This window comes from Psychrobacter sp. CX5, from assembly GCF_057621535.2.
Genome location: NZ_CM177735.1, coordinates 2,638,105 through 2,663,178 on the forward strand (window position 1 = coordinate 2,638,105; position 25,074 = coordinate 2,663,178).

The window sequence follows — 25,074 nt, forward strand, 5'->3', positions numbered from 1 at the left end:
TACTATGACAAATTTACGATTGGGTGATACTGCACCAAACTTTGATGCCCCTACGACGGAAGGTGATATTAATTTTTACAATTGGGCTGGAGATAATTGGGTTGTTTTATTCTCCCATCCAGCTGATTACACACCGGTTTGTACTACTGAATTAGGTCGTACAGCAGCGCTTAATGGTGAGTTTCAAAAGCGTGGTGTTAAACCAATTGCTATTTCAGTAGATACTTTAGAAGATCATAACGGCTGGGCTAAAGATATTGGTGAAACACAAGGGACAGATTTGAATTTCCCAATCATCGCAGATCCAGATAGGAAGGTCGCAACCTTGTACGATATGATTCATCCAAATGCTGACGCTACCAGTACTGTTCGCAGTGTATTTATTATTGATCCAAGCAAAAAGGTTCGTCTTATACTAACTTATCCTGCCAGCTGTGGTCGTAACTTTGATGAAATCATCCGTGTGATTGATGCGATGCAGTTGTCTGATGAGTATAATATTGCGACTCCAGTAGATTGGAAAGATGGTGATGATGTGATCATTCCACCAAGTATTAAAACTGAAGATATTTCTGATAAGGATTATCCAAAAGGTTTTAAAGAAATTAAGCCATATTTACGTATGACACCTCAGCCTAATAAATAGTTCAAAATTATGGCAATTAACGTTGCACTGGTTTTAGACAGCGTAAACCTTCATAGCTTAATAACTATGAAGGTTTTTCATTGTGAAGCGCTTTAAAAACTAATAACAAATATATGTGTGGCGTATTGTATACAATTTGGTATGATTTAAGCTACCTTCAAAGTGATAGAATCAGCAAAAGGAATTTGTTATGAAAAAGTTATATTTAGCACGTAAAGCCCCTAATCCACGTAAAGTGGTGGTATTGATGCAAGCGAAAGGCTTAGACATCGACGAGATTGATGATATCGAAGTTATTGACATAGATATGATGAAGGGAGAGCAATTAAATCAGGAGTTTGCGAAGATCAATCCACTCAAGCTGTTGCCTGTATTGATCTTAGAAGATGGTACTGTGCTTAATGATTCTCAAGCAATCTGTGAATATTTAGATCGGGTATACGGTGAGCGTTCTATAATGGGCAATGATGTGGTTCAGCGTGCTCAAGTATGTTCACTACGCCGAACGGCTGAATTTGAGGTGCTATATAATTTCATGTTAGCTTTTCAACACAGTCATCCTTCTAAGGCCGATAGAATCGATCAAGTACCAGAATTTAGCGAAAAATCTATTCAACGTGCTATTTCTATCTTGCCGTACTTCGATAACATTCTAAAAGACCACGATTACCTAGTAGGTAATCAGCTAAGTTATGCTGATATAGTGCTTTATATTGGTTTAGATTTTGGCCGTTTATTAAAAGTTGACCCGACTGCACATGGTGACGGTATTGCTCGGTTTTATAAGAATATGAACGAAAGGTTTGGTTTTAAAAAGTAAGTTATAGGTTTCTTTGATGTCTAGAGTTAGATAATTGGATATAAAAAATGAGTCTATATGACATAGTCGCTAAGATAATAATAATTACTTAAAGATACTGATGTGGAATTTCCCTGATAATTGAATGACATTGGCAAAGGAAGTAGACATTGAGAACTTTAACGCATACTTTACTGATGACACTTGCTATTATCAATGGTGCATCGATACTTTCAGGATGTCACAATAGCGCTCAAGAAGCTGGAATTCAAAAAGAATCCCAAATAGAATTAGTTAACAATACCAGTAACGAAATGGCAACCTTCGAAAAAATTAAAAAAAAGGATCTGGTTAATTATTCTTGGGAATTAGTTGAAGCATTAGATGCTAACAATCATCCATTAAAGCGTTTAAACTCAATCAAGAATCAGATATCTTTAAGCTTTTTGGATGATAATGGACTAGATAGCGTGTATTTTGGACTAGGCTGTAATAGTATTGGCGGTAATTATACACTTAGTAATAATCATTTAATTGTTAGTAATATAATGAGTACTGAAATTGGGTGCAAGCTGTATGATGTTGAACAGTTACTTGCTAGAGCTATGGCAGGGCGTAGTGAATTAAGTTATTTAGCTATTGAAAAGCCTTTGTTAACTCAAAAAACGTCGGAGGGCAATACATTAGTTTGGCAAGGTACATTGACCCCTGAAGTCAAATATGGACAAGTAGGGGACATCGTATATTGGGAAATCAGCAATAAAGAACCCGTTTGCCCCGATGGTACAAATGGAGGGTGTCTAGAAGTCAGACCCGTTTATTATGATTTCAAAGGTATGAAAACTGGTGTAGGGGAATGGCATCTATTTGTAGATGAGATTGAAGGTTATACCCATGATAATAATGTTAACCAAGTTATACGTTTAAAACGGTTTAGCGTAGATCCAATAGATGTCAAAGGGAAACAGTACGTTTATGTTCTAGGCGGTATTATCGAAAGCTCTATTGTAAACTAAGGTTAGCACTGATTGTAATAGTTTAAATCTTTATACCATTACTTAAGACCTGCAATGTCCTCTTCAGATAAACGCCAGCGCCCTTTTTTCTTTGAGGATCCACGACCACGTAAGGTCGTATTCATGAGCAGCTTATTCATTGAGTGGCTTGAGTGAGCATGGCAAATAGCGCAGGCAAGGCCATCTGCTGCATCTTGTTGAGGTGCGATGTCTAATTTTAATATGCGACAAACCATTTCTTGAACCTGATTTTTATCCGCTGCTCCATATCCACAAACGGCTTGCTTAATTTGTCTTGCCGTATATTCCGATACTTCTAAATCTAAAGATACTAAGGCGGCAATGGCAGCCCCACGTGCTTGACCTAGCTTTAGTGCAGAGTCAGGGTTTTCAGCCATAAATACTTGCTCAACTGCGGCATGTATTGGCTCATCTGCATATTTTAGATGGTATTGAGTGATTCGAGTAATACCATTGAAGATACGTTTCAAACGTTCTGGCATCTCTTTCGTCTCTGTGCGAATTGTGCCTGCATCAAGATACCGAAGAGTATCACCTTTTTGATGAATAATTCCGTAGCCTGTCAATCTAGAACCCGGATCTATACCAATAATAATTGCCATAATTTAATTTTAAGTCCGATTGTATTATTGTTAACCTTTAAAATTTAATTTAGTTAAATCGTTTAGGTGCTTATATATGTCACATTGACGCTAATAATTGTTTAGAAAACCAAATTAAGATTTGATAGTATACCAAGCAATCCCCATATAGATAACATATAACGAGATTAATAAATTGGGTTTGTTAATTTTTTACCTCTTATTCAAAAGAATGGTGTAGTAATTAGGATGTGGGTACTAAGGTGATTTAACCTTCATGCGTGCACTTAGGTTGAATAATTAAACAGAGCTCGTCTTTGTTGGTCTAATAAACATTTAAATTTTTATATTCAAAGCTCTTTGTAAACAAAATAGGATGACACATTATGGGTCAGATAGTTGGCATTGCCATCGTTTGGTTTATCATTGAAATGCTACTATGGTATTTAGTTGCGCAGTTCATAAGCGGCTGGTGGGTATTTGGCTGGTTTATTGTTGCTGCAGTGATAGGCTTAACTTTAATTCGTCGAGGAATGACAACGCTTAATCCAATGGCGCAACAAATGAAAGCAGGAGGTCTAAACCCTGCTATGCGTCCTCCAGAAAATACAATTATGAAAACTGTGGGGATGGCAGTAGGGGGGTTATTGCTTTTGATTCCAGGCTTGCTATCCGACTTATTAGCACTATTAGTGATATTGCCTCCGGTTCAAAAGAAATTGAAAGATATGGCTAATAATTATGTGATGAATAATCAGCAGAAAATGATGGAGCTTATGGCCAAGCAGATGGGCGGGCAAATGGGTGGTCAAAATCCTTTTGGCGGCATGGGCGGTACAGGGGGTAATCCCTTTGGCGGTCAGAATCCATTTGGCAATCAAAATCCGTTTGATACCCAGTCTGGAGGCGCTAAGCGTAATCCATTTGGGAATGGTTTTAAGCATAACACTACCGTAGATGGTTCTGCGAAAGCGGTTATAAAAGATGTTAAAAAGTTAAAAAAACCGGCAAATGATGAATAGATTAAGTTATTTCAATCATCAAATAAATAAAAACCCTTTTATCTGTTTAGATAAAAGGGTTTTTTTCTATAAAGTACTTTGTAGTATACGAATTTGACAATTAAATTAGTCAATCAAATTAAGTGATTTGAAATTATCTTCAACTTTAAAACTATAATTTAAACCCTTAATCTAAAATATATGTAGTTTAAAATTATAAGACAGCTTAGCAAGACTAAAATAGAATATTATAAAGTTGAATACAAAATTAAAGACCGAAGTGCCGCTGTAAGATGGGAACCCATGAACCGTCAAGTTCAGGGCGGATGTGTCACTGTCTCTTAAGGTTTCCTGAATCACTGCAAGCAGTGCAGGCATACACAATAAGACAGTAGAAATCACATCCATTTAGTGCATTATCGGCTCAGGGAATATCATCCACTGGCGAACACTTCAGAGTCTTTAGATAATAACTAAAATTTTATTTAGTTGCAAATGCTTAGCGAAGTGAGTTTGTTAACAAGCGTAGTAGATAGTTAGCAAGCGTAGTAGAACAGTAATTTTAATTGAAGATAAACTGTAGACATAGCGAATAAGTCATTCAAACCATTTATTAGACAATCATCTATTAAACAACCATCTATTAAACAACCATGTATTAAATAACCATGCATTATTTAACCTTGATTATAGTTAAATTCTCTAGTGTGGTACAATTACATCCTAATTTTTATTTTAAAATATAGAGTATTGAAATTACCGATTAAGACATAACTATCTAATAATCGGATAATATTTAGAAGTTTTTTAGAAACATATTTGGAGAAAACGTCAATGGTAGCAGCTGAAAGTAATAAAAAGATTCCACACGTACTAATGATATTAGATGGCTTTGGTTATCGTGAGGATAAGCAGGACAATGCAGTTGCTGCTGCAAACACTCCAAATCTTGACCGCATTTTGAATACCTATCCACACGGTCTTATCTCAGGCTCTGGTGAAGATGTTGGCTTACCTGAAGGTCAATTTGGTAACTCAGAAGTAGGACATATGAACTTGGGTGCTGGACGTGTGTTATTTCAAGACTCAACTCGTATCACCCGTGACATAAAAAACCGTGATTTTTATAAGAATCCGGCTATTGTCAATGGTATCAAAGCCGCTGTCGAAGCTGATGGGAATGTCCATATTATGGGGTTACTCTCTGACGGAGGTGTCCATGCGCATCAAGACCATATCGAAGCTATGTGCCACGCTGCAGTCGTTCATGGAGCTAAATGTGTCTATGTGCATTGTTTTTTAGATGGACGAGATACGCCGCCAAAATCGGCAGATAAATATATCAAGCGATTACGCGATTATATCAATAATTTAAATGCTTATTACGAAAGTAAGGTTCAAATTGTTAGTATTATTGGTCGTTATTTTGCGATGGATCGTGATAATCGTTGGGATAGAGTTCAGAAAGCTTATGACTTAATGACACTGGGTAAAGCTGAGCGTATGGCGACACGATCAGATGGCGCTGTACAAGCGGCCTATAAGTCCCGCGAGACAGATGAGTTTGTGAGTCCCACTAATGTCATCGAGCATGGTGAAACTCCGATCACTGTCGATGACAACGATGCGGTAATCTTTATGAACTTTAGAGCAGATAGAGCACGCGAGTTAAGTCAGGCTTTTGTCTTGCCAGATCATCAGTTCGCTGGATTTGCCCGTAAGAAACAACCCAATTTATCAGCGTTTGTAATGATGACCCACTATTCAGACGAGTTAGCGGCTAATCCAAAAACTTCAGTGGCTTATGAACCAACAGCGCTTCATAACACATTAGGCGAATACCTTCAAAATAATAATAAAACTCAGCTTAGAATTGCCGAGACTGAAAAATTTGCACACGTCACATTTTTCTTTAGTGGGGGAGAAGAAAATGAATATGAGGGTGAATCTCGTATTCTAATTCCTTCTCCAGATGTGGACACTTATGATTTAAAACCAGAAATGAGTGCACCTGAGGTCACCGAGAAGTTAGTTGAGGCTATAGACTCTGGAAAATATGATGTTCTAATTGTCAACTATGCCAATGGTGATATGGTAGGGCATACAGGTAACTTTGATGCTGCTGTCAAAGCGGTAGAGTGCTTAGATGATGCAATAGGCGCGGTTTCGAAAGCGGTAATTCAGTCAAATGGGCATATGCTAATCACGGCAGATCATGGTAATGTAGAACAAATGCAAGACTATGAAAGTGGTCAAGTTCATACCCAGCATACTACTGAATTAGTTCCCTTAATTTATGTGGGAAATAATAAAGTTACTGTTCGAGATGGTGGAAAATTAAGTGATGTTGCACCAACCATACTAGATCTAATGGGATTGAAAGTACCTGATGAGATGACAGGTACAACCTTGTTACAATCGAAGTAGTATTTCCAAACAACTGCTATTGAACAAGTGTTCAATAAGTATTGAGTAAGTTAGTATTGAAAGAGTTGGTTAATTTATTCTCGAAAAATAGTTGTCTAAAATAATTAGTGGTCATAATTTTAGTGTTTAGAATATTGGTGTTTTAAAATTTCTTTATAAATAGTTTTTCGGTAGACCTTAATCAAAGTTGGCGAAGATTTTTAATATCGGTAGGTAAATGATGAGCTATAAGCACCCGCTTATGAAATCTCAATCTAACGGGTCATTGTTGGGTACAAGGACTGATGGTAGGTCTAATATGAGTATAACTAACATTATTTATCTCAGCATTTTGTCAGTCAGCCTGAGTGTAGTAGGGTGCTCCTATCTTCCTAAATCAAGCACACCTCCTAAGCCTATTATCAAATCTAAAATACTTATCGCCAGTCAAGAGCAGTCAAAGTCTGTACCATCTTTATTTCAAAATTCTGAGGATGACGTTGATTCAATAGAAGGTTATGAGAGTCTTTGTTCTGATGACTGTGATGATATCGATGCAAATGCCAATCTAGACGTCATCGACGAAGCTGCTATCATTGAATATGACCCTAGTGTAGATGATATTAATAACAGTGCCACTTCTAGCGATATTATGATTGCGAAAGCAAGTCAGGGAGACAAGGTCGTTGATAATGGGGACCTTGATAGCAATGGTAGTCAACGTAATGAAAATGATGCGCTTAACGACAATGTGCTTAATGACAATGAGTTAAGCTTAGGCGTTGAACATGTTCCTTTAAATGCAATATCTCCGGAAACCATTGAAACCTTCGTTGAGGTAATTGATGTTATTAGAAATGATTATGTTCGACCTGTAAATGATGAAATCTTGTTCCAGCATGCTATTGCAGGAATGCTTGAGAAACTAGATAGTCATGCTGAGTATTTAACTCCAGAAAATTATGAGCGACTGCGAAACTTCACTGATGGAGAGATTGGTCATGTTGGTATTATTGCTAACTTTGATCCTTTAAAATCTGCTTGGATTGTGACTGAGGTTTTACCCCGTTCATCTGCGAAGGAAGCGGGTATCAATATTGGTGATAGGCTACTTAAAATTAAAAAAGCGGATCTGACTTCTGACATGACGCCTCAAGATGTTAGTCAGCTCCTATCTGGTATTGCAGGGTCGCAAGTTCAGGTTACTGTCGCTAGCAACTTTGGGCAGAAACGCAATGTCATTCTTCAACGTAATCTAGCCTCTAATAATAGGCTAGATGTGACCGTGCAAGATAGCATTGCGATTATTCGATTGCCTGTTTTTCAAAATGGGTCAAAAGATCAGTTAATCAAAGCACTCAAAGACCTAGGCGTGCCAATCACTGGAGTGGTTTTAGATGTTAGGAATAATCCAGGCGGGGTTCTCTCAGCGGCTATTGATATCGCTAGTTTATTCATTGCTGATAAAGGGTTGATACAAGTTAGAAACAGGACCAATCATAGTCAGATTATTAAACCCAATGGCACCCCGTATTTATCAGACTTACCCGTTGTGGTATTGCAAAACCAATACTCTGCTTCAGCCGCTGAGGTATTAGCAAGTAGTCTGAAAAGTAATCAACGCGCTAAAATTATAGGTGAGCAAAGTTTTGGTAAGGGAACGGTTCAAGAGGTAATTCCCTTAAAATCAGGTGGCGCAGTTAAACTAACGGTTGCAGAGTATCGTAGTATTAAAGGAGACATGATCGATGGTATTGGCGTTAAGCCTGACATAACCCTAATGCACGACGGTTCTGATTGGCAGCAGCAGGCGGTTAATACAATATTAGCGCAAGATCGCCCTATAGGTATTAAATTTAATAATAACTTAGAAGGTCTTCCAGTGATTAACGACTATTAGATTTACGACTATTAAGAGCTGTGTATAGGAGATAATTAATAGTTTAATTTAATAGTTATAGTCTCTGTTTTTATATTCCAAGTTTTTATATTCCCAGTCTTTATAGTCTCAGTGAATTTGATAAATGCCACTCATCTTGTTAGGTGTATAGAGAGTTAAATTTCGGTGTTTATAATATTAGGGAGTAATGAGACCGTGTCTCATCGCAAGGTGGGTTAATTTGACATCGCTATCTACCCCTACCTTTTCAAAGATACGATAACGATAGGTGTTAACGGTTTTGACGCTGACAAATAATTGATCGGCAATTTGCTGAGGACTTTGGCAGTTAACCACCATCATAGCTACTTGTTTTTCGCGTTCGCTCAGTCTATCAAAAGGTGACTCTTCATTATCGGTCAGGAGCATATCTGCTAGTTGCTCAGCCACATCACTACTAAAGTATTTACTGCCTTGGTACACCTTTTTAATGGCTTTAATCATCTCAGCAAGAGGGGTTCCTTTAGTGATATAACCATTTACCCCAGCTTTAAGTAGCATAGAAGGGTATGGCTGAGTAGAGACGCTACTAACCGCCAGAATTTTAACAGTATTATTGAATTGTCGTAACCGCTTTGTGGCCTCTACGCCACCTATATTAGGCATATTAACATCTAATAGCACGACATCCGGATTCAACGATTTTACCATTTTTATTGCCAACTCCCCACTATCTGCTTCACCAATCACCTCGATTTCTGGGTCATCAGATAGCATTCTGCTGATACCCATTCTAACTAGGTCATGGTCATCAACTACTATTATTTTAATCATATCAACTTCCCAATAGAACGTTAGAACAATAATAACAGTATTTAAATGTTACTGTATCGTAAACCTAATGTTTTGAATTGACAACATATCTTAACCCGTTATAAAACAAAGGAATTAGTACTTAACCTGATGCGTTAATGATGTTAAGATAAATAACATAGACACTATAAATGTCAAAAACAGTAAGTAAAAATTTTATTTTAATATTTAAAAATGTAAATAGCATATCTTCTTAGTAAATGATAAATTTTCAACTTAGGTTTAAAAGTTAGGTAAGTAATTTATCGATTATTAACTAACTAAACCATTAAATAAGAAAGTGACTAATTGACTAATTGACTTGTTAACTTAATTTGTAGATACAGCTGACTAAATACATAATTTTCAAAATGACTAACTATCTTAATTAATAACTATTTAGGTAAGCAAGCAACTAGTAAAATAATTGAAAGTCTAAAATTTTTGATTGTTCGATAGTCTGATCTTTGTGCATTTGTAAAATATTATTTAATAATAATTTTGAAATATTTTAATAAAATGGACCAATAAATATAAATGATTTACCAGTGCTAAAGCAACTGAGTTGGTAAACTTTCGCCTTTTTAACGCTATATAATACCTTAATACTATTAATTTTGACTCAAGTGAGATGACTTATGAGCTTAAACAATTCTTTTAAAAAATCGTATATCTTTGTTTGCATCGCATTGGGTCTGGGCACTGTTAGTTCAGTATCAAATGCTGCGTTAACGATTGTCGAACCTAGTAAGACAGGTAATTCACAAGTTCAATGGGGTAGTGCAGGTGGGTTATCTGAAGCACGTACTATTATGTACTCAAATCAAAATGGCTATAGTTATGATAGTACCAATAACTACAATAACTCAACCTTTTACGAAACACTACCGATAACTACAGGATCACGTGGCGTACTAGTATTGGATGTTGAAACTGGCAAACCATTATACGAAAAGAATGCAAATGTTGCTCGTCCAATTGCTTCAATTACAAAGCTTATGACCGCGATGGTCGTATTGGATGCTGGACTTGATATGCGTGAGGAAATCAAGTTGGATCCTGAAGATTTCGTCGGTCCTAAACGTGCAAGTTCACGTCTAAAAGCTGGCGATCGCATGAATCGCGCCGAGCTATTGCTAATGACTTTAATGAAGTCTGAAAACCCAGCGGCTAAGTCTCTAGCTCGAAACTATCCAGGTGGTTATGATGCCTTTATGCACGCAATGAACCAAAAAGCACGGGCACTGGGTATGAATAGTGCTTATTTTGGAGATCCTACAGGTCTTGATAAGCGAAATGTAGCGTCACCAGTTGATTTGGCAAAAATGGTACAAGCAGCAGGGCAATACGAAGTCATTCGTCGTTTTTCTACTACCAAAAGTTATGATTTTTTCGTTGCTAATTATGCTGTTGGAAACCGCCAGTATGCTGCTAATAATACGAGTAAATTGGTACGAAGTGGGGATTATCCCATTGGTATATCAAAAACGGGCTTTATTAATGAAGCAGGACGTTGTGTCGTCATGGAAACTAGAGTTAATAACCGCCCGGCAATCATTGTCATTTTAGGCGCCAATAGCTCAAGTACACGCTGGAATGATGCAGAAACTATCTTAGCCAACTTAGCGATGCGCCGATCGGTATAAAAATATCTTTTAAGAGATACTATTATGGCGTGTGGAACATTCGCAAATTAGCACTGCAGATAGCTATGCTCGAATGAGGGCGAGACTCTTTTTTGCCAATATATGGCGGCTTTTAAAAATTTAGGGTTCTAAATTAGAATGACTAAGCGTCAAAAATTTCACTGCAAATTGACTAAAAAATAGTCTCCGCCAGTGCCATGGTCGAATGTTCCACACGCCCTAAGCAATTCATTATACCTGACCTATTAAATAACCAATTTTGTTGAGGTCTTTGTCAGGCTTACTGAACCTACCTTTTGTAGCGTCTGAACTTGCCTTACTCGTTAGATTATTTATTAATATGGAATATGATTTCAGTCTAAAAAAGATTGCCTTTAATAAAGGCAATCTTTTTTGTTTTTATTGATAGCGTTCAAAGCTCGCTAAAGTAGGATATAAACGTAGCTTCTACGAGGCATGTTTCATACATAAGGTCGCATATGGTATAGCTTGTAATCTTTTTTCTTCAATTTCTTCACCACACACCGCACATTCTCCATAGGTTCCATTTTCAATGCGGCTTAACGCATTTTTAACATAGGTTAGACCTTGCTGAGCTTCAACAAGAAGTGATTTGCGCATCTCATTTTCTCTCATTGAAATGGCTTGATCGTCCCAATGCTCATTAAGTTCATCCTGAGGATGTTGAATGTGGTCTTCAATTTTATCGATTCGAGTTTGATATTCTTGTTGTAACTCTAAAAGACGTGTTTTAGCTTCTGAATAATCGTTGCTCATAAAGGGTATCCTTCTGTTTGTGTTGATTCAAGGTTGGATAACTGTACTTTTAAAACTGTACTTTTAAAACTGTTATTAGATCACTATTATTTAATGACAGTTATTTAATAAATATGTCTTGATGTCTGTGTTTTAATGGACATATTTCAATTTTATTACGAAGATTAGGATATTAAGGTATGTGTTTTCAATAATTAAATCATTAATTCCTATTATTAATAAAATTTATAACCGGAATTACTTTAATATTTCTCAAAGGAAATATGACTCATCATATAATAGCATTATAAACCTTTTAAAGGATGGTTGTGATGAACTGTCAAATATAGTGAATGATACGATTCATTATTAAATTGTGTACTGTCCTTGGTTTTAAATATGATAAAATCGGTTAAAATTTTATAGCGTCCGAAAATATTAACGGGCGAATACAGACATTATTTTATGGTAAGCGTAAACTTAAATTTTAACCATATTTCTCTTGAAAGGGTAATTGCATGAACTTTGCTAGAATGGAAAACCAAGATCTTAAGGGTAAGACAGTATTAATACGTGAAGATTTAAACGTACCTATCCAAAATGGTAAAATATCTAACGATGCTCGTCTAAGATCAAGTATTCCGACTATCAAGTTGGCTTTAGAAAAAGGTGCAGGAGTTTTGGTTTGCTCGCACTTGGGTCGACCTAGCGAAGGTAATTATGAAGAGAAGTATTCATTACAACCAGTAGCTGACTATCTATCTGAACAATTAAATCAGACGGTTGTGTTAAATAAAGAATATGTTAACCAGAATGTCAGCGTTAAGCCAGGAGACGTTATTCTTCTTGAAAATGTTCGCTTTAATGAGGGTGAAAAGAAGAATAGTGAGACACTATCTAAGCATTATGCTGAACTGTGTGATGTATTTGTGATGGATGCTTTTGGTACTGCGCATAGGGCTCAAGCATCAACTGAAGGCGTCATCAAGGCAGCAGCTAATGCGGGTAAACCTATATGTGCTGGTCCGTTATTATCAGCTGAGCTCGATGCCTTAGAAAAAGCGTTATACCAACCCAATAAGCCAGTCGTGGCTATAGTCGGCGGCTCTAAAGTATCTACAAAATTAGATGTACTCATTAGTTTGGCTGAAATTTGTGATCAAATCATCGTTGGTGGTGGTATTGCAAATACCTTTTTAGCGGCTAAAGGTCACTCAGTGGGAGCATCGTTATATGAAGCAGAAATGATAGATACTGCGACCAGTATCATGAGCAAAACTGAGATTTTATTGCCGAAAAATGTAGTCGTTGCTGATAAGTCACAGATAGATTTTGATAATTTTTTAAAATCACTAGAATCTGCGACCCCTATTGTTAGAAGTATTGATGAAGTAGGTGATAGTGAAATGATTTTAGATATCGCCGCTGAAGGTACAGAGCATATCTTCACAGCGGTCAAAAATGCTGCAACTATTTTATGGAATGGACCGGTTGGTGTATTTGAAGTAGATGCCTTTAGTGAAGGAACTCGTTTATTGTCAAAAGCTGTCAAGATGAGTAAAGGGTTTTCAATTGCAGGCGGCGGCGATACACTAGCGGCGATTCATAAATTTAACGTAGAAGATGGTGTGAGCTATATGTCTACAGGCGGAGGTGCATTTTTAGAGTTCGTTGAAGGCAAAACCTTGCCTGCTGTTGCGGCATTAGAAGTTCATAATAGTCAATAAAGATAAGATATTCCTAAATGTGTTTATAAATATATTTTGGATAATTATCAATTAGGGCAGCTAGACCTTTATTTTATGGTGCTGGAGTCTTAGATTTTAAGGTTTTGCTGCCTTTACAACCCCGTCTTAGCAAGATGTATTTGGAAATTTAAAACTATTTAATGGTTTAATTAAGTTTTATAAATTTATTTAAATTAATAGTTGTTATTTCCTTAATATGTCTTTAGAATGCTGAGAGTTAATTAATACCACATTACGTGAGGAGTTCTTATGTTAAACCGTAAACTTGTTGTTGCAGGCCTAGTTGCTAGTGTATTCGCTGTCACAGGTTGTAATCAAAAAGCTGATGAAGCTACTGATGCAAATGCTGTAGATACAACTGCTGAAAATGTTGATACAGCTGCTGAAAAAGCAGGTGACACTGCTACTAATGCTGCTGATACCGCTGCTGAAACTACTCAAAACGCCGGTGAATCAATGCTTGACAGTGCTAAAGATGCCGGCGCCGCCGCTTCTGGCGCTGTAACAAGTGCTGGTGAATCTATTGCAGATGGCGCAAACACTGCTGTTGATAGCACTACCAATGCAGTTACTGATGGTGCTAAAACTGTTACTGATGGTGCAAACTCAATGGTTGATGGTGCTAAAGATATGGCCTCAAAGGCTACTGATGGTGCTGAAGCTGAAGTTAAAGACGCTGATCAGCAATACTAATTTGAACACTATTTAATTTTAAGGGTAGTAAATTTACTAGCCTATTTAAATTATATAGTATTCAATTAAAACTGTTAACGGTTCAATTTAAGCCCTGGTATGTCAGGGCTTTTTTTATACTTCAACTTTTAAAATATAACTATACAGCGTTTAATTAAAAATGAGACTTTCTAAATGCTAATTAGGAGAATAGCCTAATTTAAAAAATGAACTTTGTTATAATAGAGCCCTTAACTTTTGTGATAGATGAAGATTTATGATTGGATTACTTGAAGGAAGAGTGTGTCATTTGTCAGCTCCGGTAGCGTGTATTATGACTGCATCGGGTGTGGGATATGAGGTTGAGCTACCTTTGCCTGACTTTTGTCAATTGCAGCTTGAGGGCAATGTGGTACTTTGGACTCATTTACATGTGCGTGAGGATGCTCAATTATTATTTGGTTTCTTTAATCAAAATGAGCGTGATGTATTCCGACAGTTGATTCGCATTAATGGGGTTGGAGCAAAAATGGCGCTCGCTATGATGTCTACTTTTTCAGCTTCTGAGCTTAAACTCAATGTGGAGTCGGATAATGAGGCTGCTTTAGTACGTGTGCCTGGTATCGGAAAAAAGACCGCACAGCGCTTATTAATTGAACTAAAAGGCAAGTTTGATCATATTAGTAGTGAAGGCAGTCTATTTGAAAATGGTGACGTTGTGCCGATAAACGCTTCTGGTAGCGAAGGCGTCATACTTGCAGAAGTAGAATCTGCATTAATTAGTCTAGGGTATCGAGATAAAGAGGCGCAGAAGGCCATAAAAGCAGCACGGGATACTGAGGCGGGACAAACAATTGTCGATACGCAAAGCTTATTAAAGCTGACATTGCAGCAATTATCAAACTTTTAGTATAGTGGCATTTTAGTCCAATTGATTAGTTAATAGAATAGTCTAATAGCGCATTTTATTAGAATTTTTATTTGAATCAATATTAAACTAATTTACCAGTTATATCCATTAAAATGCAAGTCCCTAGACGTTGAAATCTTATCTTATAGTCAAAGAACTTTAAAGTAGTCACAAGGTAACCTATTGCAAGTACTACTGGAGTAGGCTTAACGAGGTTAACGCTGTAACCGTTTAGTAGTTCGCTGACTATAGTATATTGTTATCTCAGTATATCTGTATATCAATAAACGGTGATATCTAATCCGTTATTTTAGCTTTTATGATACGGATGAGCTTATCAATGAGTTGATTACTCTCTTCACGAGACAAATTTAATGGCGGTAGCAAGCGTATAACATTGCCACCAGTCACATTGGTGATCAGGTTTTCATTTATTCTAGCGTCTGCAACCAATGTGCTACAGTTAGTCGTCTCAGGCAATACGATACCCATCATCATTCCGTAGCCTCTTGTTGTCACACCTAACGTCTTTAGCTCATCATATAAAGTCTTTTGAATATAGTCACCTTCCGTTACTGCATTTATCATAACATTGGTATTCGTTAGGAGGTCATATACGGTATGGACGACTCTGCTACCTAGGGGTGTGCCGCCATAAGTTGAACCATGGCTACCAACTTGAAATAAATCTTTAGCACGACCTCGAACCATACAAGCGCCAATCGGAAACCCGTTGCCTAACCCTTTTGCTGTGGAGACCACATCTGGCTGAGCGTTGCTATGCTGGTAAGCAAAGTATTTACCAGTACGTCCATTTCCGGTTTGAACTTCATCAACCATAAATAGCCAGTCATGCTCATCGCAAATAGCTTGAATTTTCTCTAAATAGCCAAAACCACTTTCTGCAGTATTAAGACCACCTTCGCCTTGTATAGGCTCAACCAAAATAGCGGTAATCTCATCATAGTCTTTAGCGGCTTGTTTTATAGCCTCGATATCGCCAAACGGAATCCGAATAAATTCATCATCTAACGTATAAAAACCTTCACGCGCTTTAGGATTGGCGGTTGCAGAAACCGTAAGTAAAGTGCGGCCATGGAAGGCACGCTCCATCACGATGACCTTAGGCTTTTTAAACCCTTTATTATGTCCATACAGTCGAGCCATTTTAAGAGCAGCTTCGTTTGATTCTGCGCCACTATTAGCAAAGAAAACACTGTCCATACCTGCTGCGGTGCAAATTGACTCAGCGGCCTTTTCTTGCCAATCGATCTTAAAAAGATTGCTGGTATGGATTAAAGTAGCCGCTTGATGTTGAATGGCTTCTGTAATCTTTGGGTGGCAATGACCTAATCCACAAACGGCAATACCTGTTAAAGCATCTAAGTATGGCGTATTATCAGCAGTATATAGCCAGCTTCCTTGTCCCCGTACAAAGCTGATGGGTTGTGGGCTATAAGTTGGCATGATGTAGGAGTGTGACATAATAAATCCTTTAAAATCAGGTGCTTAATTAGGTTATGTTTACATTGATAGTTATTTTAATTTTACGATTTTAATGAAATGAACTAGTTAATAATTTAGTCAAAATCGGATGAAAAGGGGGCATAATTTGCAGCAACACGATACTCTTCATTAGCCCAAGCGCCTAAGTCTATTAATTTGCAGCGATCACTACAAAATGGTTTATAAGGGTTGTCCTGCCATACCGTGGACTTTTGGCATTGTGGGCAAGGGTAAGTTTTGCTGACGGAAGGTTTTGGTGAATCTGATTTTGACTGAGTCATATGAGTATCTTAGGCTGTCATGATAAGTTTTAGGAACGTATTGTTTAGGGTCTGTTGAACAATCAAATATAGTCAGCGAACTACTAAACGGTTACGGCGTTAATCTCGTTAAGTCTACTTCAGTAGTACTTGCACTTGGTTGCCTTGTAACCATTTTAGAGTTCTTTGACTATAATGTGTTATGAAAATTTTATACTAAATCTAGATATAAACCTATTGAGGAAGGCGAATGAAAACTTTCCAAATAGTAGGTTTATTTAAACTAATCGTAGTCAACAAAGATAGGTTGTTTTAAAGAAAAGGTTTTACCTTTAAAATAAGAACTTCCGGTATATACTACTGAGATGTATGCTTTAAAATAACGTTATTTACAAAGGTTTAAAACAATAAAGTTAAATTAGGCTGCTTATTAGAGTATATCACGAGTACTTACTTGCTCATGTAAGGGCTTGCTTAAGCAAGTAATCAGCTCTTAATAGATAGTTAACCTTTTATCCGACAAGTGGTTGTAATTAATGTCAACATCGACTAAAAACAAACTAAGTCACAATAAATCAAGAATTTTTAAACCTGAAAAGCTTAAGGCGCCACGTAATTTTCTTGTTCCTCAGTTTATTCAACAACCGCATAAATCACGCCCTCTCATTGTTGAGATTGGCGCAGGGAAGGGGCTGCATGCTTGCCAATATGCTAAAGATAATCCCCAACACGATTTAATTGCAATAGAACGTACTCAAAATAAATTTACTGCATTTAATTCGTTGGTTGATTCTATTAATAAAGAGGGTGCCCCTTTAAATAACTTATTGGCGGTTCACGCTGATGCTATACCTTACTGTGTTTATGCTCTGACTACTCAAAGCGTGGACAAGTTTTTTATTCTTTATCCAAACCCTGAACCAAAAAATCCAAATCAACAATGGTTAAATATGCCTTTCTTTGAGTTCTTATTATCCCGACTAAAGCCTGAAGGGAAGGTTGTATTAGCAAGTAACATTCAAGAGTATATAGACACTGCTTATGATCAGTCCTTAAATACATGGGGTTTAGCGACCAAAAAGTATCTTATACCTACTCACAGTAAGCGTACCCATTTTGAGGTCAAATATTTAGCACGTGGAGAGAGGTGTTGGGAGCTTGAGTTAACGAAGCCTAAAGACTATATTACCAACTTCGACAACTGGAATTCTTCAACTTTACACACTAATTAATCAAATTACTCTTTGAGTAGTGCAGTTGTGATCCATTAGAGTGCTATCGCTGCTTGGTACGATCGCTAAATGATATTACCCAATAGCAGCTAACGCTAAAGAATGCCATAATGACAAAAAATCACTAGTTGCCTAACCACCGACATATCAAAATTTAATATCTTGAAACTATTTAAATTCGCCAGATTTTAAGTTTGAAATGTTTTTCGTTGGTTACGCTCGAATAGTTCCCACAACACTAACTCATTCTGAAGCTTATTCTTAACGTTGTGCCGTCATATTGATTGGCACAAATTTACTAATGGTATCGTAAGTATTGGTGCGTGCATCTAGCACCGTTAAGAAAGTATATGCTCCGATAAACTTGCGACTTATAAACATAAACTCTTTTGGCGGTAAGCTAAACTCTCTAGACTGCATAGCACTGCTCGAGCTTTCCATAAGACGTTTATGCAAATTACTATTGGCCCAATGATAGTAGCCTTGTTCATCAACCAATACATCCTCTGACGACTGTTGCAAATTATTTTGTAATTGCGGAGATCTAAAGGGCTCAGTGGCTAATAAAAATACATCTGCCATATTAGCTTTAACCTCTGGGCTCATTGAGTCAAAGAAAGGATAACCCTGCATAGCATCAATCATTTGCTGTTTATCGTAATTAAAACCGGCTAACATTAGCTTGCGAGCTATATTAAGCAGATGATCGTCAAACTGGCGCATTGCACCAAAGTCTAATAAAATGAGCTTATCTTTACCATCAGGTTTGTCTGCTGGCTCGGAGCGGATTAAATAGTTACCAAAATTTGGGTCAGTTTGCATTTCACCCCAGATGAAGATCTCATTGAGCATAATATCTATAGCCGCTTTGCCGAGTATATCCCGACGACTTTGAGGAAGGGTTTGTAAATCGACATTGGTAACGGGCACACCCTCTTCGAAGCTTAAGCATAAAACTCTTTGAGTTGAGAACTCTTCTATTACCTCGGGTACGATATAACGCTCGTCATCTTTTAAGCGCTCATAAAACCTTTTAGTCGTTTGAGCTTCAGCATTATAATCGACTTCAACTTTCAAAAGATCACTAATTTCTGTAAACCATTCATCTAGCGCTTTGGTTTGGGGTACGGCATTGGTAACCTTCAAAAGATGTTTAAACAAGCTAAGGTCAGAGTCTATAGCATCTGCCACCCCAGGGTATTGGACTTTTAAGACAACCTGTTGTCCAGTCGATTTAATAGTCGCGCGATGAACTTGCGCTAGCGAAGCTGTACCTACTGGTGTATGGGATACATCTAAATCATTTAAGCGCTCGCCAAGCTCTGTAATCAGCGCTCTTTCAACAACAGACCATGACAAACTTGCGGTACTGTCATTTAATCGATGTAAGGCTTCTGTAATTTCTGGATGCAAAAAATGTTCACCATACAGAGCCAGCATCTGACCAATCTTAACCACAGACCCCTTAAGCTTACCCAATTCATCTGCTAAATAGGCCGCTTGCTCTTTCATAAAAGCCTGATTACGGGAGGCTTTCTCTTCTTTACTTAAGAAAAGACCACTGAAACTATTTCCAGCCCAACGTCTCCCCAAATTAAGAGATGTTTTCGCCATAGAAAGACGGCGATCTAAACGAGAAGTCTTAAGCTCACTCATCTCATTTTCTGAGCTACTATTTTGTAATTCAGGTTGTTGAGGTATAGAAGGTGAAGAATTATCCATGTTTTAACCATATTTGATAATGATACTGTATCTTAAGAACCTGAATTCATAATCTATAACAAGCTATAATTGCTTAAAATAAGCGACGACGTAATAAACGTCATAAGCATTAGGATTCAATAAATTAACTTGATTCAATAAAATGACTGTTCATCGCAAGCTTTTTACTTAATGATGACTTGTATTGTCGCATTTTATTCTACAAATTACCTCACTTTAGCGTATGAATATCGGTTCTAAGTTTAAGTTTCTGTACTTAAGCAATAACAATAAAATTAAGACAGTCGTTTAATGGCTCGGTAGCCAATGTCACGACGATAGTGTGCGCCATCAAACTCGATAGTAGCAATGGTTTTCAATGCACTCTGCTGGGCATCGGCAATAGTATCTCCTAGGGCCGTGACGCATAACACTCGGCCGCCATTCGTCAATACTTGTTCGCCTTCTTTCTTAGTCCCAGCATGGAATACTTTAGTCGTCTCTGTTGCATCAAAGGGAGGTAGTCCTGTAATAATATCACCCTTAGATGAGCTTTCAGGATAGCCTTTTGATGCCAAAACAATTCCTAGTGCTGCACGATTGTCCCACTCAGCTTGGTTAGGTAGCTTGCCGTCCAGACCTTGTTGTATTAATTTAACTAAAGACGATTTGAGGCGCATCATAATAGGCTGGGTCTCAGGATCGCCAAAGCGGCAGTTAAATTCGATGACATAAGGATCATTATGATCATCTATCATTAATCCTGCATATAAAAAGCCAGTATAGGGATGTCCTGCCTCTTTCATCGCATTCACTACAGGTTGAATCACCCGCGTCATAACTTTCTGATGTACCTCATCAGTAACCACAGGAGCAGGGGAGTACGCACCCATACCACCAGTGTTAGGACCTGTATCACCTTCACCAACCCGTTTGTGATCTTGACTGGTTGCCATCGGCAAAATATTATCACCATCAATCATACAAATAAAACTGGCTTCTTCACCCTGCAAAAACTGTTCAATAACGACTCTGCTACCCGCCTCACCAAACTTGTTATCACCGAGCATATCTTCAATGGCGCTATAAGCCTGTTCCACAGTTTCAGCAACGATGACGCCTTTGCCTGCCGCTAATCCATCCGCTTTGATGACAATTGGCGCGCCATTATTCTTAACATATTCCTTAGCTGCTTCAATGTCCGTAAAGGTTTCATATTTTGCCGTCGGAATGTGGTTGTTTTGCATAAATTCTTTGGCAAAGGTTTTAGAGCCCTCAAGTTGCGCACAGAATTTAGTAGGTCCCCAAGTGGCAATATTCGCTTTTTGACAATCGTCGACTAAACCCGCAACTAAAGGTGCTTCCGGTCCCACAATAATCAGCTTAACATCATTGGCTCTACAATATTCAATGACGGCATTATGATTTGAGGTATCTAGGTCAATATTTTCACATTTTGGTTCAATAGCCGTGCCTGCGTTTCCATTTGCTACATAGACAGTTGAAACGTCGTTATCTTTAGCACATTGCCATGCCAAAGCGTGTTCACGACCCCCTGAGCCAATAATTAAAATATTCATAGATATCCCTTGTTTGTTGATAGATTTCAAGTGAGTTTATAGGCTTATAACTTGACCGTTTTAATAGTTAATATTTATAAAACCAAATAGTATGGTGTTTATAGACTTTATGCACAATTAAACAGATAGCTATTGGTGTCATTCATTGGCAAGCGACATGTATTCGTAAGAACTAAGTATTTGTAAGCATTATGTATTCGCAAGCCATAAATGGAAGTAGCTTCATAAATAATAGTCACATACCCTAGTTTAAATAGCTTAATATAATGTGCTATCTATTCTATTATGATGACATTATATAGAGTTAAGACATAAATATCGTTTAAAAATTCAAAATGCATCAATCGCTAACTCGAATGATTGATAATTTTTTTATTTTAAATTAAGGTTTGGCAGCTCTTTGGTAAAGTTCTGGATAAAGTTCATCTATTTTACCAAATTCTAATAAAATGGGGCAGTTAGATGACCCATTAGACATCATATTTGAAATCTGTTTAGTAGTTAAAAAAAGGATACTTAATTATGCCTAAAATATTGATAGCCATTGGGTTGTTCATTGTTGCTATTGGGGTCGTTCTAGCCCTATTCCCAAATGCGTTGACTTGGTTTGGTAAGTTGCCAGGAGATATTCGTTACGAGTCCGGGAATACAAGATTTTATTTTCCCATTGTGACCATGATTATTATTAGTATTGTCCTAAGCATATTGTTAAATATCTTTCGTCGTTAGAGGGGATCACGACACCTTTAGAATTAAGTTGATTTTTATATTAGCCACTTACTAGCCACTAAGGGCTATTAGATTGGAGATAGCCTTTAAGCTTTAAGACGAATTTATATCGTGTCATGGCATAAGTTTATTAGCCATAAGTTGATGCGATAAATAGTGCACTGTGCTATATTACCGCCTTTCGTAATTTCGATATATTTATTAGGCAAGTTCTTAATCTGTATTTTCCCAAAAGATGATGTTCTTAAGATTTTCCTGTCATCAATTTTCATTCTGACACCTTCATAATCTGCTAACTATTATTCAAGATGACTGCCATGACCGATATGATTGTCCTAGATCAGGTATACAAAAAATTCCAGACCCATAAAGATGGTAAGGCCCAGTGGTTTACTGCTGTCGAGCCTATATCTCTTACTATTAAACAAGGTGAGATATTTGGTTTAATGGGTTATTCAGGGGCTGGCAAGTCGACTCTGTTGCGTCTTATGAACTTGTTAGAACGTCCAGATGGTGGCTCAGTGACTATTGATGGTGAGGTTTTAACAGATCTTACGCCAAAACAGCTGCGTGTTGCCCGTCACAATGTTGGCATGATTTTTCAGCAGTTTAACTTAATGTCAAACCGTACCGTATTTGAAAACGTGGCATTTAACCTTAAAGTGTCAGGCTATGCAAAGGATAATATCTACGAGCGGGTAATGGAGTGTTTGGCAATAGTTAATCTAACAGATAGAGCCAATCATTATCCTGCACAGTTGTCAGGGGGTCAGAAACAAAGGGTAGGTATCGCCCGTGCTATCGCACCAAACCCTAAAGTACTACTTGCAGATGAGCCGACAAGCGCATTAGATCCTGCTACGACTAGAACCTTATTAACAACTTTAAAAGAAGTGAATGAAAAATTAGGTGTAACCATAGTTATCGTTACCCATGAAATGAATGTGATTCGCCGTATTTGTCATCGTGCTGCATTATTGCACAATGGGCATTTGTTAGAAGTGGCAGAAATAACTGAGGGTCAAATTGAGGCCAATACTGATATTGGGCGTGAATTGGTTCAGGAGGATTAAGGGATGTTTGCAATGACTTTTAACAGTGCTAGCGCCCGCCTTTGGGAACTACGCAAAGAAATATGGCAAGCAACTATAGATACCTTTATCATGTTAGGTATTTCAACGACTGCGGCTATTATTATTGGCGGACTGTTTGGTGTATTTTTATTTTTATCAAGTGATAAACAGCTACTACAAAATAAGTCGGTTTATGCGATATTAGGCGGTTTTACTAACTTTATGCGTGCGTTCCCATTCGTCATCTTAATGATCGCGATGAGCCCATTTACCAAATCATTAATTGGTACCAGTATTGGACCAATTGCTGCTTCTTTAGTGTTGGCAATCGCAGGCTCCTTTTACTTTGCGCGTTTGGTTGAGCAAAATTTACGTGAAGTGCCACGCGGTATTGTTGAGGCAAGTGAGTCTATGGGGGCAAGCCCAATGACCATTATCAAGGTGTTATTGACCGAGGCGCGTTCAGGGTTAGTGCTGTCAGTGACTATTTTGTGTATCAGCCTTTTATCATACTCTGCTGCTGCCGGTATGATTGGTGGTGGTGGACTGGGTGATCTAGCCATACGTTATGGTTATTATCGCTATCAAACCGAAGTGATGATCTTTATTGTCATTATGTTGTCCATAATGGTCATTGCGATTCAGGGTATTGGGAATTGGTTGGCAACCAAGCTGGATAAGCGCTAATTGAATTTTAAATGTTACCTTATTAATTTTATAGTGTTTTGTGTATAAACTCTCAGATACTATTTAAAGTTTTCAAATATTGCTGTTTAAATGTTTAAGTTTTCAGGGGATTAGGTCTAAGCTCCTTGAAAAGCGTTATTTAAAAACGATTAATAATCAAATTCAAGTTACAAGTGCTTAATGAAATTTACTCATAAGCTCTGCTAAAAGTTTCATGATGTCATTGTTCTAAAATAAGTTAGAATGTGCTCACAATTTGCAATAAGGTTTAAAGGAAAATTAAATGAAGCTATTCGAAATTCGTCAACAAATTCTAGCGGCAGCAGCAGTAGCTGGTCTTTCAGGACTGGTATTGGTTGGCTGTAACGATAATGCGCAAGAAGCAACTTCAGGAGATCAAGCATCGGCTGAAGATAAAAAAACCATCGTCATTGGTACCACTGAAGGTGACTTCGCAGATATGGTACGTGATGAAGTAAAAGCGGAGCTTGAAGCGAAAGGTTATACGGTTAAACTTACTACCTTCACGGATTATGTTCGCCCAAATTTGGCATTAGCAGAAGGTGATTTGGATATTAACGTGTTTCAACATAAGCCTTATTTAGACACTTTTAAAGCTGAAAACAATCTTGATTTAACTGAAGTGTTCCAAGTACCCACAGCACCTTTGGGTATCTATAGCGGTAAGAAGAAGTCATTAGATGAGGCTTACGATGGTATGAAAGTATCGGCGCCAAATGACCCTAGTAACTTTGCCCGTGCCTTAGTGATGATGAATGATCTGGGCTGGATTACCCTTAAAGATGACGTAGACCCTTTGACTGCCTCTAAGTCTGATATTGCCTCTAACCCTATGAATATTGATATTGTAGAGCTAGAAGCTGCGCAATTGCCACGAGCCCGCGACGAAGTTGATTTCGCGGTGATCAATGGCAACTATGCGACTGATGCTGGTATAAAGCTGACGGATGCTTTATATCAAGAAAAAAGCTTTGCCTATGTTAATTGGTCTGCCGTTAAGACGGCGGATAAAGATGCAAAATGGGTAAAAGATGTCACAGAGGCTTATAACTCACCTGAATTCAAAACCTATGCACATGAAACCTTTCCAGGTTATAAATACCCTAAAATTTGGGGTGAAAACCAAGAAGGTGAGGCTACTGCAAACTAGTCTTCAGGTAACCCACTAGAGTCAAAGTAACTCACTAATCTTTAAAAATAAGCATTGTTTACTTTGATGTATATAAAGTTTTGGTTTATACCGCAATTTGATTAAATGTATTAAATCCTAGCTTTCTTAAACCAGAGAGCTAGGATTTTTTGTATAAGATGGTTTATTATCAATCTTAGTTACTCGTAAAATTAAGAGACAA

At 37.6% G+C, this 25,074-nt stretch carries 22 protein-coding genes and 1 other RNA gene; 15 read left to right on the forward strand and 8 right to left on the reverse strand.

All coding sequences use genetic code 11. The features are described from left to right. Positions 1-4: 4 nt before the first annotated feature. From AC21OG_RS10255 to AC21OG_RS10265, 3 genes are all read left to right on the forward strand, one after another. Positions 5-646, forward strand: coding sequence for a peroxiredoxin (locus AC21OG_RS10255; RefSeq protein ID WP_486547190.1), 642 nt, complete (start codon positions 5-7; stop codon positions 644-646). 190 nt (positions 647-836) lie between these two features. Beyond that, a complete protein-coding gene (locus tag AC21OG_RS10260) occupies positions 837-1,466 on the forward strand; it encodes a glutathione S-transferase family protein (RefSeq protein ID WP_486547189.1) in 630 nt (209 codons plus the stop codon). A 149-nt stretch (positions 1,467-1,615) separates the two neighbouring features. Beyond that, positions 1,616-2,461 carry an META domain-containing protein gene (locus AC21OG_RS10265; protein ID WP_487376510.1) on the forward strand — a complete coding sequence of 282 codons (846 nt, stop codon included), beginning with the start codon at positions 1,616-1,618 and terminating at the stop codon, positions 2,459-2,461. Between the two features lie 38 nt (positions 2,462-2,499). Here the strand turns inward: AC21OG_RS10265 and ruvC are convergent, their stop codons facing one another. Beyond that, positions 2,500-3,084 carry a crossover junction endodeoxyribonuclease RuvC gene (gene ruvC / locus AC21OG_RS10270; RefSeq protein WP_486547187.1) on the reverse strand — a complete coding sequence of 195 codons (585 nt, stop codon included), beginning with the start codon at positions 3,082-3,084 and terminating at the stop codon, positions 2,500-2,502. A 365-nt stretch (positions 3,085-3,449) separates the two neighbouring features. Between ruvC and AC21OG_RS10275 the strand changes: the two genes are divergently transcribed. Beyond that, complete coding sequence (locus AC21OG_RS10275) at positions 3,450-4,085, forward strand: FxsA family protein (protein ID WP_487376512.1); 636 nt, start codon at positions 3,450-3,452, stop codon at positions 4,083-4,085. A gap of 247 nt (positions 4,086-4,332) precedes the next feature. Here the strand turns inward: AC21OG_RS10275 and ssrS are convergent. After that, positions 4,333-4,527, reverse strand: a non-coding RNA gene (gene ssrS, locus AC21OG_RS10280) — 6S RNA. Positions 4,528-4,898: 371 nt separating this feature from the next. On the opposite strand from ssrS, the gene gpmI reads away from it, so the two are divergent. Beyond that, positions 4,899-6,491, forward strand: coding sequence for a 2,3-bisphosphoglycerate-independent phosphoglycerate mutase (gene gpmI, locus AC21OG_RS10285; protein WP_486547185.1), 1,593 nt, complete (start codon positions 4,899-4,901; stop codon positions 6,489-6,491). A gap of 298 nt (positions 6,492-6,789) precedes the next feature. Continuing rightward, complete coding sequence (locus tag AC21OG_RS10290; protein ID WP_487376513.1) at positions 6,790-8,370, forward strand: S41 family peptidase; 1,581 nt, start codon at positions 6,790-6,792, stop codon at positions 8,368-8,370. Between the two features lie 177 nt (positions 8,371-8,547). Here AC21OG_RS10290 and AC21OG_RS10295 read toward each other — a convergent pair whose 3' ends face one another. Further along, a complete protein-coding gene (locus AC21OG_RS10295; RefSeq protein ID WP_486547183.1) occupies positions 8,548-9,183 on the reverse strand; it encodes a response regulator in 636 nt (211 codons plus the stop codon). Between the two features lie 656 nt (positions 9,184-9,839). On the opposite strand from AC21OG_RS10295, the gene AC21OG_RS10300 reads away from it, so the two are divergent. After that, on the forward strand, positions 9,840-10,847 hold the full coding sequence (locus tag AC21OG_RS10300; protein ID WP_487376514.1) for a serine hydrolase: 1,008 nt from the start codon (positions 9,840-9,842) through the stop codon (positions 10,845-10,847). A 447-nt stretch (positions 10,848-11,294) separates the two neighbouring features. Here the strand turns inward: AC21OG_RS10300 and AC21OG_RS10305 are convergent, their stop codons facing one another. Next, positions 11,295-11,624, reverse strand: coding sequence for a TraR/DksA family transcriptional regulator (locus tag AC21OG_RS10305; protein ID WP_486547181.1), 330 nt, complete (start codon positions 11,622-11,624; stop codon positions 11,295-11,297). 497 nt (positions 11,625-12,121) lie between these two features. On the opposite strand from AC21OG_RS10305, the gene AC21OG_RS10310 reads away from it, so the two are divergent. From AC21OG_RS10310 to ruvA, 3 genes are all read left to right on the forward strand, one after another. Beyond that, on the forward strand, positions 12,122-13,330 hold the full coding sequence (locus AC21OG_RS10310) for a phosphoglycerate kinase (RefSeq protein ID WP_487376515.1): 1,209 nt from the start codon (positions 12,122-12,124) through the stop codon (positions 13,328-13,330). 270 nt (positions 13,331-13,600) lie between these two features. Next, positions 13,601-14,044, forward strand: a complete 444-nt coding sequence (locus AC21OG_RS10315) for a hypothetical protein (RefSeq protein ID WP_487376516.1) — start codon at positions 13,601-13,603, stop codon at positions 14,042-14,044. Positions 14,045-14,300: 256 nt separating this feature from the next. Continuing rightward, entirely contained in the window at positions 14,301-14,933 is a 633-nt protein-coding gene (gene ruvA / locus AC21OG_RS10320) for a Holliday junction branch migration protein RuvA (RefSeq protein WP_487376517.1), read from the forward strand. 297 nt (positions 14,934-15,230) lie between these two features. On the opposite strand, the gene AC21OG_RS10325 is transcribed toward ruvA, so the two are convergent. Together AC21OG_RS10325 and AC21OG_RS10330 are read right to left on the reverse strand one after the other, a co-directional pair. Further along, a complete protein-coding gene (locus tag AC21OG_RS10325; protein ID WP_487376518.1) occupies positions 15,231-16,418 on the reverse strand; it encodes an aspartate aminotransferase family protein in 1,188 nt (395 codons plus the stop codon). Between the two features lie 95 nt (positions 16,419-16,513). Then, positions 16,514-16,720 (reverse strand): DNA gyrase inhibitor YacG, encoded by a 207-nt coding sequence (locus AC21OG_RS10330; protein WP_487376519.1) that lies wholly within the window; start codon positions 16,718-16,720, stop codon positions 16,514-16,516. Between the two features lie 515 nt (positions 16,721-17,235). On the opposite strand from AC21OG_RS10330, the gene AC21OG_RS10335 reads away from it, so the two are divergent. Then, positions 17,236-17,931, forward strand: a complete 696-nt coding sequence (locus tag AC21OG_RS10335; RefSeq protein WP_487376520.1) for a class I SAM-dependent methyltransferase — start codon at positions 17,236-17,238, stop codon at positions 17,929-17,931. A gap of 261 nt (positions 17,932-18,192) precedes the next feature. Here AC21OG_RS10335 and AC21OG_RS10340 read toward each other — a convergent pair whose 3' ends face one another. Further along, positions 18,193-19,653 carry an ABC1 kinase family protein gene (locus AC21OG_RS10340; RefSeq protein WP_487376522.1) on the reverse strand — a complete coding sequence of 487 codons (1,461 nt, stop codon included), beginning with the start codon at positions 19,651-19,653 and terminating at the stop codon, positions 18,193-18,195. A 275-nt stretch (positions 19,654-19,928) separates the two neighbouring features. Then, positions 19,929-21,212: a phosphoribosylamine--glycine ligase gene (gene purD / locus AC21OG_RS10345; RefSeq protein WP_487376523.1), complete on the reverse strand. Its 1,284-nt coding sequence runs from the start codon at positions 21,210-21,212 to the stop codon at positions 19,929-19,931. A gap of 522 nt (positions 21,213-21,734) precedes the next feature. On the opposite strand from purD, the gene AC21OG_RS10350 reads away from it, so the two are divergent. From AC21OG_RS10350 to AC21OG_RS10365, 4 genes are all read left to right on the forward strand, one after another. Next, positions 21,735-21,941, forward strand: a complete 207-nt coding sequence (locus tag AC21OG_RS10350; protein WP_487376524.1) for a DUF2905 domain-containing protein — start codon at positions 21,735-21,737, stop codon at positions 21,939-21,941. 317 nt (positions 21,942-22,258) lie between these two features. Further along, entirely contained in the window at positions 22,259-23,014 is a 756-nt protein-coding gene (locus AC21OG_RS10355; RefSeq protein ID WP_487376525.1) for a methionine ABC transporter ATP-binding protein, read from the forward strand. A 3-nt stretch (positions 23,015-23,017) separates the two neighbouring features. Continuing rightward, a complete protein-coding gene (locus AC21OG_RS10360; RefSeq protein WP_486547170.1) occupies positions 23,018-23,701 on the forward strand; it encodes a methionine ABC transporter permease in 684 nt (227 codons plus the stop codon). 283 nt (positions 23,702-23,984) lie between these two features. Further along, positions 23,985-24,872, forward strand: coding sequence for a MetQ/NlpA family ABC transporter substrate-binding protein (locus AC21OG_RS10365; protein WP_486547169.1), 888 nt, complete (start codon positions 23,985-23,987; stop codon positions 24,870-24,872). The last annotated feature ends 202 nt before the right edge of the window (positions 24,873-25,074 follow it).